This is a genomic window from Pseudomonas sp. GP01-A4 (genome assembly GCF_058780865.1).
This window is the reverse complement of record NZ_JBYSWF010000034.1, coordinates 63,436-73,670: the sequence shown is the minus strand read 5'-3', so window position 1 is coordinate 73,670 and position 10,235 is coordinate 63,436. Positions and strand designations below refer to the sequence as shown.

11 protein-coding genes and 1 pseudogene are annotated in these 10,235 nt (G+C 61.1%); 1 reads left to right on the top strand and 11 read right to left on the bottom strand.

Going from position 1 to position 10,235, the window contains the following annotated elements:
* Positions 1–62 precede the first annotated feature (62 nt).
* The 7 genes from msrA to AC3WKX_RS19585 all read right to left on the bottom strand — a co-directional run bounded on the left by msrA (position 63) and on the right by AC3WKX_RS19585 (position 6,803).
* Entirely contained in the window at positions 63–569 is a 507-nt protein-coding gene (msrA, locus tag AC3WKX_RS19615) for a peptide-methionine (S)-S-oxide reductase MsrA (protein WP_102605137.1), read from the bottom strand.
* A complete protein-coding gene (locus AC3WKX_RS19610; RefSeq protein WP_003215615.1) occupies positions 566–2,053 on the bottom strand; it encodes an MFS transporter in 1,488 nt (495 codons plus the stop codon). The genes msrA and AC3WKX_RS19610 overlap by 4 nt, the downstream gene beginning before the upstream one ends.
* A 201-nt stretch (positions 2,054–2,254) precedes the next feature.
* Complete coding sequence (locus AC3WKX_RS19605; protein WP_003215617.1) at positions 2,255–2,725, bottom strand: Lrp/AsnC family transcriptional regulator; 471 nt, start codon at positions 2,723–2,725, stop codon at positions 2,255–2,257.
* A 27-nt stretch (positions 2,726–2,752) separates the two neighbouring features.
* Entirely contained in the window at positions 2,753–4,060 is a 1,308-nt protein-coding gene (locus tag AC3WKX_RS19600; protein WP_102605138.1) for an NAD(P)/FAD-dependent oxidoreductase, read from the bottom strand.
* 83 nt (positions 4,061–4,143) lie between these two features.
* Positions 4,144–4,983: a transporter substrate-binding domain-containing protein gene (locus tag AC3WKX_RS19595; RefSeq protein ID WP_008434706.1), complete on the bottom strand. Its 840-nt coding sequence runs from the start codon at positions 4,981–4,983 to the stop codon at positions 4,144–4,146.
* Between the two features lie 74 nt (positions 4,984–5,057).
* Entirely contained in the window at positions 5,058–5,822 is a 765-nt protein-coding gene (locus AC3WKX_RS19590) for an amino acid ABC transporter ATP-binding protein (RefSeq protein ID WP_023658742.1), read from the bottom strand.
* Between the two features lie 15 nt (positions 5,823–5,837).
* Positions 5,838–6,803: an amino acid ABC transporter permease gene (locus tag AC3WKX_RS19585; protein ID WP_008434702.1), complete on the bottom strand. Its 966-nt coding sequence runs from the start codon at positions 6,801–6,803 to the stop codon at positions 5,838–5,840.
* Between the two features lie 215 nt (positions 6,804–7,018).
* Here AC3WKX_RS19585 and AC3WKX_RS19580 point away from each other — a divergent pair, with 215 nt between their 5' ends.
* Positions 7,019–7,426, top strand: coding sequence for a VOC family protein (locus tag AC3WKX_RS19580; protein WP_083853205.1), 408 nt, complete (start codon positions 7,019–7,021; stop codon positions 7,424–7,426).
* Positions 7,427–7,459: 33 nt separating this feature from the next.
* Here the strand turns inward: AC3WKX_RS19580 and AC3WKX_RS19575 are convergent.
* The 4 genes and pseudogenes from AC3WKX_RS19575 to AC3WKX_RS19560 all read right to left on the bottom strand — a co-directional run.
* A pseudogene (locus tag AC3WKX_RS19575) lies at positions 7,460–7,591 on the bottom strand (DUF6124 family protein); the annotation flags it as partial.
* Positions 7,592–7,894: 303 nt separating this feature from the next.
* Positions 7,895–9,145: a flavin-containing monooxygenase gene (locus tag AC3WKX_RS19570; RefSeq protein ID WP_008434698.1), complete on the bottom strand. Its 1,251-nt coding sequence runs from the start codon at positions 9,143–9,145 to the stop codon at positions 7,895–7,897.
* A 109-nt stretch (positions 9,146–9,254) separates the two neighbouring features.
* Positions 9,255–9,698, bottom strand: coding sequence for a type II 3-dehydroquinate dehydratase (locus AC3WKX_RS19565; RefSeq protein WP_102605166.1), 444 nt, complete (start codon positions 9,696–9,698; stop codon positions 9,255–9,257).
* Between the two features lie 17 nt (positions 9,699–9,715).
* Positions 9,716–10,150, bottom strand: coding sequence for a RidA family protein (locus tag AC3WKX_RS19560; RefSeq protein WP_102605139.1), 435 nt, complete (start codon positions 10,148–10,150; stop codon positions 9,716–9,718).
* Positions 10,151–10,235 lie beyond the last annotated feature (85 nt).

Genomic DNA, 10,235 nt, shown 5'->3' with positions numbered 1-10,235 from the left:
GTGTCAGTGAAGAACTTGCTGACTGACACACCGCCTTCGCGAGCAAGCCCGCTCCCACATTTTCAACCGCGTTTCGGCAGTTTCCAGTTGGGTCGGATGAAGTGGCAGGTGTAGCCATTCGGAATCCGCTCCAGGTAATCCTGATGCTCCGGCTCCGCTTCCCAGAACGGCCCCGCCGGTTCGATTTCCGTCACGACACGGCCTGGCCACAACCCCGAGGCATCCACATCCGCTGCGGTGTCTTCAGCGATGTCGCGTTGCTGTTCGCTCAGGTAATAAATCGCCGAACGGTAGCTGGGGCCCAGGTCGTTGCCCTGGCGGTTGGGCGTGCTGGGGTCGTGGATCTGAAAAAAGAACTCGAGGATCTGCCGGTAAGTGATCACCGTCGGGTCGAAGACGATCTCGATGGCTTCGGCATGGTTGCCGTGGTTGCGATACGTGGCATTCGGCACATCGCCGCCGGTGTAGCCGACCCGCGTGTGCAGCACGCCGGGGTAGCGGCGCAGCAGGTCTTGCATGCCCCAGAAGCAGCCGCCGGCGAGCAGGGCGGTTTCGGTCGGGTTGGTCATGGTCTGTGCTTCCCCTTGTTGGATACCTCGCTAGTTATGGGGGCAGGTTGGACGATTCCAAGGTCGAGGGGCGCGCCTTCGATCGGCTTTGTCCGCGTTGCCCGCAGCGCCATCAACAGCGCCAACACGGGTGCCAGGGTAAACAGCGCGAACAGCCAGCGCGCGGCATGGGCGATGCCGCCATTGCCCGCCACTTCATTGATGCCCGCCATGTTCGAGATCACCCCCGCCAGCGCCGCGCCCATGGCCATGGCGAACAGTTGCAGGGTGGTGATCGACGAAGCGGCCGTGTCCTTGTCCTGTTCCGAAGCCACTTGCAGGATGCGCGTCAGCAGGTGCGGCCAACCCAGGCCGATGCCGAACCCCACCAGGAACAGCCCCAGGCAGATAGGGGCCAGCAATGTCCATTCGCCCTGGCTGGCGATGGGCGTAGTGATCGCCAGCATCATCAAGCCCGCCACGATAAACAGCGGCCCCGCGATGATGGCGCGATGTGGACCGCGGCCGGTCCAGCCGGAGCTGATGATTTCCGAGACCGTCCAGCCGGCCGCCATCAGCGCGGCCATGTAACCGGCGATCAGCGGCGACTGGCCATGCAAGTGCTGCAGAAAGTACGGCATGAAGATCTCGCTGCTCATGCCGATCACCAACAGGCAGGTGGTCGCATAAAGCGCGCAGAGCGGGGTGCTGAACTTCAATGCATCCCGGGGCAAAAGACGCACGGTGGCGCTGGACTCCTTGCGGATCAACAGCACCACCAGCACGACGCAGGTGGCGATACCCAACAGGTTCCAGCTCGGCAGCGCCGAGACGCTGCCGGCACACACCGCCAGCACCGCGCCCGCCAGCAGCACCAGTTGCGGCACCGGCAAACGGGCGGTGGCGGTCGCCGTGGTGTCGCGCGGGGGCAGGGCGCGGCTGGTGAGTACCATGTACGCCAGGCTCACCGGCACCATCGAGCCGAAGGCCAGGCGCCACGCGTCCATCTCGGCAAACACACCACCCACCGCCGGCCCGACGAGCGTCGCCACGCCCCACATCCCCGACACCAGTGCCATTGCGCGCGGCCACAGGCGCTCTTCGAACACCAGTTGGATCATCGAGTAACACAGGGCCAGCAAGACCCCGCCGCCCAGCCCCTGGATGGAGCGCCCCGCGAGCATCACCGGCATGTTCGGCGCCAGGGCACAGATCAGCACGCCTACCATGAACACCAGTGTGGCCAGCGCATACGCCAGCCGTGGACCGGTGCGTTGCAACAGCTTGGAGGTGAGGGCGGAACCGAGGATCGAGGCCACCACGTACAGTGTGGTGCTCCACGCATAAAGCGCCAGGCCGCCGATTTCGGCCACCACCGACGGCAGGATGGTGGTGGCGATATAGGTGTTGGTGGCATACAGCGCGATGCCGCCTGAAAGGGCAATGGAGCGGGTGGCGTTCTTGCCGCTAAGCAACTCGCCCCAACTGCTGTCTTGGGTTTGCATCAACGATTCCTTGTAATGCGTTCGCGGTATGGAAGCCGGCGAAGGGCTAAGCGTCAGGCTTGAGGTAATTAACCAAGCAATTGCTTTTAATATTGCGTTGAGGCGAATTATTTTGCAAGGAATGACTTGTCAGGTGGCTGAGTCGCTATGGCAGCCGAGGGGGGGGCGTGAGGCGCGCGGTTTCCCACGGCCAGCAGCACTTCACACCATCAGTTTCCGGCTGAACTTGGTTTCCATCACGATATGCGAAGCGGTGTGCGCCACCCCTTTGATCATGTTGATCCTGATGAGCTCGGCATTGAGTTCGCTCAGGGTGGCGGTGGCCAGGTGAATGATGAAATCGGACTCTCCCGAGACCGCGTAAACGGCCTGCACCGCTTCCATCCTGCGCAGCGAGGTCATCACATCGGTGTAGCTCTTGTTGGTGCAGGAGGTCATGGTAAAGCAGGTAACCGTCTGCTGAAGTCGGTCCTGGTCGATGCGCACGCTGTAGCCGGTGATGACGCCGGCCTTTTCCAGGCGGGTAATCCGCTCCTGCACCGCAGAGCGCGAGACCCCGAGCTTGCGGGCCAATGACGCGGTGGGTTCGCGTGCGTTGGCTTGCAGCAGGCCAAGCAATTGCCTGTCCTTGTCGGTGAGGTTAAACAGTGGACCGGGATTCTGCGTATCCATGGACACGTCCTTGACTCTCGCTGGGGTTCAGTTTTTATGAGTCGCCCTGTGTTGCGAGCGCTTTTCCTGAAACATATCCATCATTTTCAGGCCGGCGTAAACCGTTTGTGCGGCCGCCGGGCCCAGGGGGCCGCCATTCCATTCCAGGCCGTAGGCATCGAACAGGCGGTAGCGATCGGTTTCGCCGCAGATCGCCTCGGCGATGACGCGTGCGCCGATCGGCGCGGTGTTCATACCATGGCCACCAAATGATGTACACGCCCACAATCCCTGCCCCAGCGGGCCAATGTGCGGCATCTTGTGCCGCGCATAACCCATCAACCCGGACCAGGCCTTGTCGATCCTGATGCCGCGCAATTGTGGATAAACGTCGAGGATATCCTGCGTCAGCAATTGCCCCAGGCGTTTCTCATCCTGCAGGTTGCGCGTGGTAATGCGGCCGCCCCAGAGCAGGCGGTCGCCCTCGACGATGCGGTAATAGTCCGAGGCCCGGCGGTTATCACCCACGGCATCGGAGGTGCAGACCGCCTCGGCCAGGCGATCGCCCAGGTGCTCGGTCAGCACTGCATAGGTCGCGATCGGCAGGAAGGCGCGGCGTAATTTGCCGAACTCAGGCCCCCCATAGCCGCCGCAGCAGTACACCACGTGGGCACAATCGACAGTGCCCTGATCGGTGATGACCCGGTGTCGCCCGTTGCGGCTTTCGACGGCGGTCATGGGCGAGCGTTCATGGATTTTGCCACCACTTTGCTCCATCAGTCGGGCCAGGCCGAGGCAATAGTTCAAGGGGTGGAAGTGAAAGCCATGGTTGTCGCGCAGCGCCTGGAAATACCGCTCGGTCTTGAGCTTTTCGCGCACCGCCTGGCGATCCAGGTAGTCGAGGTGAAAGTCGAAATCCGCGGCCATTTTGTCCCGCACGCGCTGCAGGTTGTCGCCATCTTCGTAGCGCACCACACTCAGTTTCCCCGGGGTTGGCGTGCAGCCGGGCAACTGATGATGGGCGATCATGCCCCGAACAATTTCGACGCCCTCAAGCGACAGTTTGAACAGCGCGGCGGCCGTCGGTTTGCCGCAGCGTCGCTCGATGGCGGCCAACCCTTCGGACCAGCCCTGGAGCACGAAGCCACCGTTGCGCCCCGACGCTCCCCAGGCCACGCGACCGGCATCCAGCAGCACCACCGACTGCCCGCGGGAGACCAGTTCCCACGCCGTGCTCAGCCCCGCCAGCCCGGCGCCGATCACGCACACATCGGCCCGGGCGTTGCCACACAGCGCCTGGCGTTCAGTCGTGTCGCGCATCGTGGCGGTGTAGTAATTGTTGTTATAGGTGAACATGAAGTCGGCCGTCCTTTTTTTGCGGCGCAGGCATACAGCGCGCCGCGTCGAGGACGGGGCGCCTGTACGGCCTGTGGGGTTTTTTACTGCACCTGGGTGAGGTCGGCGCCGTACCATTTCTCTGACAATTGCTTGAGCGTGCCATCGGCTTTCATGTCGGCGACGATCTTGGTCAGCGCGCTGTTGAACGCCTCATCGCCCTTGTCCACGGCGATGGCCAGGGGTTCGTAGTAGGCGGGTTTGCCTTCCACCCTGACGATGGGGTAGCCATTCTTGACGGCGGCGACGATGGTGGGCAGGGCGGACAGGGTTGCGTTCAGGCGCACCCCGTCTCCCATGCGCAGGTCATCCAGCGGGCCCATGCTGTCGCCGTACGTGCGAACCTCGCCGGGGGTGACTTCGTAAGTGAACGGCGGCACATCGGCGGCGTCGATCTTGAGGCGGCGGTTGATATAGTCCTCCGAAGTCGTACCGGCTTCGACGCCGATGATCTTGCCGTTCAGGTCCGCCACTTTGGTCTCGGCCGCGTCCTTGTGCACCGCGTATACATACGGCGTGTAGTAGTAGATCGCGGGGAAGTCGAGCACCCGGGTGCGCTCGGTGGTCGGGGTCATGGAGCCGACCGACAGGTCCCAGCGGCTCGACCAGCGCCCGGCGGTGATGATCCCGTATTCGGGCGTCACGAAGTCGACTTTGCTGCCCAGGCGTTTGCCGATTTCGCTGGCGACGTCGATATCGAAGCCTTGCAGCTTATTGTCCGGGCCCAGGAACGATTGCGGTGGCCAGTTGGCCGACGTGGCCACCTTGATCACCTTGGTTTCATGGATGCGGTCGAGGGTCGAGCCCGCCCAGGCCGCACCTGTTAGGCTGGTGAGGGCGGTGGCGACAGCTGCTGCGGTGAAGAAGCGAGTGAACGAGATCATGGGTAAGCCTCCAGTATCTTGAGTGCGGTGCCTGTTGTTTTTATCGGTGACTTCGCAAGGTTCGACGGTGCTGCTCAGTGGCTGAGAATCTGCGACAGGAATTCCCGGGCACGCTCGTGCTGCGGGTTGTCAAAAAACTCGGTGGGTTTGGCTTGCTCGATGATGCAGCCCTGGTCCATGAAGATGATCCGGTCGGCCACCCGCCGGGCGAATCCCATCTCGTGGGTGACGCAGACCATGGTGATGCCGTCCTGGGCCAGTTCGCCCATCACGTCCAGCACTTCCTTGACCATCTCGGGGTCAAGGGCCGACGTGGGCTCGTCGAACAGCATAATGCGCGGGCGCATGCACAAGGCCCGGGCAATGGCGACGCGCTGCTGCTGGCCGCCCGAGAGCTGGCTGGGGTATTTGTCGGCCTGGTTCCCGATGCGCACCCGATCCAGGTATTCATAGGCCAGTTCGCGGGCCTGGGGCTCGCTGAGCTTGCTCACCAGACGCGGTCCCACCATGAGGTTCTCCAGCACCGTCATGTGCGGGAACAGGTTGAACTGCTGGAACACCATGCCGACCTGGCGCCTTATGCCCGCCACGCAGGCGGCATCACGGGTCAACTCGGTGCCCTCGATGAACACGTGGCCTTTCTGGAAGTCTTCCAGCAGGTTCAGGCAGCGAATCAACGTGGACTTGCCGGAGCCCGACGGCCCGCAGACCACCACGATTTCACCGCTGGCAATGTGCAGGTCGATGCCCTTGAGCACATAAAAATCGCCATACCATTTATGCATGTCCTGGATCGATATCGCAGGGTATGGAGCCGGGACTATTGAGGGCTGATTCATCGTCATGCTCCTGGTTCAGCGATGGGCGCGGTTGAAGTGCTTTTCCAGGCGGGCCTGGACGGTTTCCAGCACGATCGACAGCAGCCAATACAGCACGGCGGCGGTGATCAGCATTTCCAGGTGCCGGAACTCGGCGCGTCCCTGGGTTCGTGCCAGGAACATCAGCTCCCAGACGCCGATCACCGACACCAGCGAACTGTCCTTGAGCATCGAGATGAACTGGTTGCCCGTTGGCGGAATGATCAAGCGCATGGACTGCGGGAGAATCACCCGGGTCATCGTCTGGAACGGGTTCAGGCCAATCGCCCGCGAGGCTTCCCACTGGCCCCGCGAGATGCTGCTGATACCGGCGCGGAAGATCTCCGTCATGTAGGCGCCATAACACAGCGAGAGCGCCAGGATCCCGGCTGGAACCGCTCCGACGACATAGCCCAGTTGAGGGATGCCCAGGTAAATCAGATAGATCTGGATCAGCAGCGGAACGCCGCGGAAAAACGAGGTGTAGAAGCTCGCAATCGCAATCGCGAAGCCGTTGGAAGACAAGCGCGCGGTGGCGCCCAGCAGCGCCAGGACGAACGCAATCGCAATCGAAATCGCCGACACGTAGACGGTGGTGAACACCCCCTGGGTGATCATGAAGCCGATTTTGGTCGCGATGAAACTGTAGGAAAGGTTGAAGGTGTCGAAGAACAACAGGAACAGCACCAGCAACTCGCACCAGACCGTGATGATCTGCGCGCGCAAGGGAAAGCGGCCAAGGATGAACAGGTTCAGCACCACCGTCAGGGTGAACGTGCCGCCCACTGCAATGTCACGCGCCAGTGGTGCCTTCAGGTCGAGAACGATGGGGCCCATCAAGTGGGAGAGGCGGCCTTCACCGACGCCGCAGGCGAGCGTGATGATGAAAATCACCACGGCCACCGCGCCCATGAATACCGCGCTGTCCGTCATGCGGGTCTTGACGATATGGTCTCTGTACATGGCTTACACGCCCCGGGGTGAGCCCCTTTATTGTTGTAAGCCCATTATGGGTTGACAAAATGCCGGGCGGCACCCTGCGGATTGTTGGGATTTGCGGTTTTTATGAGCGTATGAGGGGAGGGGAGCCGTACATATGCCGGACGGAGTCATCAGGCTTTCGCCAGCAATCATTTCGCGCCAGACTCATGGGCATTCATCGCCCCAAGGTAGCCACCATGATTTCCCATGTGTTTTTAGGTACAGGTGATTTTGATCGGGCTTTTGCTTTCTATTCGAAGGTGATGGCTGAGTTGGGCCTCAGGTTGAAATTTTGCGATGCGGATAAACCGTGGGCCGGTTGGGTGGCTGAAACCGAACCTCGCCCGATCTTCGTCATTGGGGCGCCATTTGATGGCAACCCGAGTGCACCCGGGAATGGGCAGATGGTGGGGCTACTTGCGCCCAGTCGGGAAGCGGTTAGAAGAAGTTATAGAGCGGCGTTGGCGCTCGGCGGGATATGTGAAGGAGAGCCTGGATTAAGGCCTCACTACCACCCCGATTATTACGGCGCGTATTTTCGAGATACTGATGGCAACAAGCTGTGCGTGTGCTGCCATGATCCACAAGCAAATTACCCTCGGTGAGGGTGAGTTGAACGAGCAAAAGCTGAGGCTGGGAACGCTGAACAGGGCTGAGGGCGTTGGGGCGGGTTTGGAACTGGGATTGAGGTAGTGATCCATGGCGCGCTGGGCGGCCTGGTGGAGTTTTGGATCGGAAGTTCCCGGAGGATTAGGGGTAACCTTGAACATTGTCTGGATGCTCCATTTTGGCCCCCGCCTTATCGCCACTAAACGAAAGGTGGCAGCTGTGTGCAGGTTAGTAGAGCGGATATTCCAGACAAAACCGGCGCGCCCGAGGGCGCCCTGCACACAGCCACCATTAAGCACAGACAAAGACGTCTGACAGATGATGCTTATGCACATTGCCTAGAATACTTCGGGCTACTAAACCCGATCACTGAGGTTTCAGCGACCGAGCAACCTCAGAGCCCCATACCCAAGCGCACAAGCCGGCGGATTCTGACGCAACTGTAGGCAATGGGGCAAGGCACCTCACGGCTTGCTATAGGCCATGTACTCATTCTGCAAGACAATATGGTCGGCCACGTACTTCGCATCATGCCAAACCCCGTAGATAAACGAAGACGCGCGGTTCACCAGGTTCGGCAAACCCAAAAAGTAAATCCCGCTTTCCGCCGAAATCCCGCGCTTATGGAAAGGCTCACCTTTCTCGTCGAACGCATTCACTTTCAACCAACTGAAATCAAAACTGAAACCCGTGGCCCACAGAATCGTGGTCACACCAGCCTCAGCCAAATCCAGGCTCAGGATCGGATTCACCAGGCACTCCGGGTCAGCCAACAATTCCCACGCTTCCGACTCCGGCTCAAACGGCAGGCCGTTCTGCTCGATATAGGCGTCGGCATCCCGCAGCACATCAAAGTAGGCACGGTCACCTTCAGCCACGTTAGCCGCCAGGCCGGGCTCAAACTCCATCACGCCTTCATTCCACGACCGAGTAACACCCACCAGCGTAATGCCCATGTGCGCCAGGCGGCGGAAGTCGACGGTCTTGCCGCCTTCATAGCCACTGACGGCAAACGCCACATGCTTCTTCTTCGGCTGGATTTTGACCTCGTCCCACAAGCCCAGCGCGCCCAGCCACCAGCAGTAATCACGGCCACGATACGAGCGAGGAGGGCGATAGTGTTCGCCCACCGAGAGGTACACGGTCTTGCCGGCCTTTTGCAGTTCCTCGGCAATTTGTGAACCCGATGCGCCAGCGCCCACCACCAACACAGCACCCTCGGCCAACTGGCCGGGATTCTTGTAGGCCGAGGAGTGCAGCTGTTGAACCGTGGCGTGTGCGGGCACCAGATTCGGAATGGACGGACGTTGAAACGGGCCTGTCGCCGCAACAACGTTGGTGGCCTCGATCACACCCGCCGAGGTGGTCACCTTGAACCCGGGGCGACCCACGTGGCGTTCCACTTGCTGCACTTCAACCCCGGTGCGCACCGGAGCCTTCAGCATGTTCACGTACTCTTCAAAGTAGGCCGCCATGCGCTCTTTCGGCGGGAAGCTCTCGGGGGAAATGCCTTCGAATTTCATGCCGGGAAAACGGTCGTGCCAGGCCGGGCCGTTGGCGACCAGCGAGTCCCAGCGCTCGGACCGCCAGCGCTCGGCGATGCGGTTACGCTCCAGCACGATGTGCGGCACGCCCATGAGTGACAGATGCTCGCTCATGGCGACCCCCGCCTGGCCTGCGCCCACCACCAGGGTGTTGATCTTTTCAACTGACATGTGAGCTTCCTAAAGATAAGCGACCATCGACCGGTATCAGTGTGATCAAGCAACCGCCAGCCGGAAATTATGCTTTTTGAACGTAGAGGTTAGGCAAAACCAAAGCCCTTCAATCGGTCTCCAGCAGCTCGGCCACCGCCGTCAGGGCCAGGCGGTAGCCCAGCGCGCCGAGGCCTGCGATCACGCCGGTGGCGGCTTTGGACACATAGGAGTGATGACGGAAAGCCTCGCGCTTCCAGATGTTGCTCATGTGCGCTTCGATGATCGGGCCGTCGAACGCCAGCAGCGCATCGAGAATCGGCACCGAGCTGTAGGTCAGCCCGGCGGCGTTGATGATCACCGCGTCGGCGTTGAGCCGGGCCTCCTGAATCCAGTCCACCAGCACCCCTTCATGGTTGCTCTGGCGAAAATCCAGGGTCAGGCCCAGTTCGATAGCGTGGCGCTGGCAGCACGCTTCGATGCTGGCGAAGCTTTCGCTGCCGTAGGTGCCGTTCTTGTCCAGCCCGTACAGGTTGGCGTTGGGGCCGTTGAGGAAATACACAGTGTGGGGCATGGCAAGCTCCAGGTGGCTCATGGGTGCTGGTTGGGGTTCCAGTCATCCGGCACCACCGCAATCACATCGATCTCCATCAACCACTCCGGCTGGCCCAGACCCGAAATCACCAGGCCGGTGGAGATCGGGAACACGCCCTTGAGCCATTTGCCGACCTCCTGGTACACCGGTTCGCGGTAGCGCGGGTCGATCAGGTAGGTGGTGGTCTTCACGATGTGCGACAAATCGGAACCGGCTTCCTCCAGCAGTTGCTTGACGTTTTTCATTGCCTGTTCGGCTTGCGCGCGCGGGTCGCCGAGGCCGATCAGGTTGCCGTCGAAGTCCGTGCCGATCTGGCCACGTACATAAATGGTATTGCCGGCGCGCACGGCCTGGCACAGGTCGTTGTCCAGCGCCTGGTTGGGGTAGGTCTGCTTGGTGTTGAACATGCGGATACGGGTATGGGTGGGCATTGCTGGCAACTCATGAGGCGCGGAATAAATCCAGCTTCACATTGGCCTCGCCCGCGCGAAACCAGCATTTGCGCGAGGTAATGCT

What these genes read in the sequence shown, in the direction of transcription:
- msrA (WP_102605137.1), bottom strand. Translation starts at nt 569, where the DNA reads ATGACCAACCCGACCGAAACCGCCCTGCTCGCCGGCGGCTGCTTCTGG.
- AC3WKX_RS19610 (WP_003215615.1), bottom strand. Translation starts at nt 2,053, where the DNA reads ATGCAAACCCAAGACAGCAGTTGGGGCGAGTTGCTTAGCGGCAAGAAC.
- AC3WKX_RS19605 (WP_003215617.1), bottom strand. Translation starts at nt 2,725, where the DNA reads ATGGATACGCAGAATCCCGGTCCACTGTTTAACCTCACCGACAAGGAC.
- AC3WKX_RS19600 (WP_102605138.1), bottom strand. Translation starts at nt 4,060, where the DNA reads ATGTTCACCTATAACAACAATTACTACACCGCCACGATGCGCGACACG.
- AC3WKX_RS19595 (WP_008434706.1), bottom strand. Translation starts at nt 4,983, where the DNA reads ATGATCTCGTTCACTCGCTTCTTCACCGCAGCAGCTGTCGCCACCGCC.
- AC3WKX_RS19590 (WP_023658742.1), bottom strand. Translation starts at nt 5,822, where the DNA reads ATGAATCAGCCCTCAATAGTCCCGGCTCCATACCCTGCGATATCGATC.
- AC3WKX_RS19585 (WP_008434702.1), bottom strand. Translation starts at nt 6,803, where the DNA reads ATGTACAGAGACCATATCGTCAAGACCCGCATGACGGACAGCGCGGTA.
- AC3WKX_RS19580 (WP_083853205.1), top strand. Translation starts at nt 7,019, where the DNA reads ATGATTTCCCATGTGTTTTTAGGTACAGGTGATTTTGATCGGGCTTTT.
- AC3WKX_RS19570 (WP_008434698.1), bottom strand. Translation starts at nt 9,145, where the DNA reads ATGTCAGTTGAAAAGATCAACACCCTGGTGGTGGGCGCAGGCCAGGCG.
- AC3WKX_RS19565 (WP_102605166.1), bottom strand. Translation starts at nt 9,698, where the DNA reads ATGCCCCACACTGTGTATTTCCTCAACGGCCCCAACGCCAACCTGTAC.
- AC3WKX_RS19560 (WP_102605139.1), bottom strand. Translation starts at nt 10,150, where the DNA reads ATGCCCACCCATACCCGTATCCGCATGTTCAACACCAAGCAGACCTAC.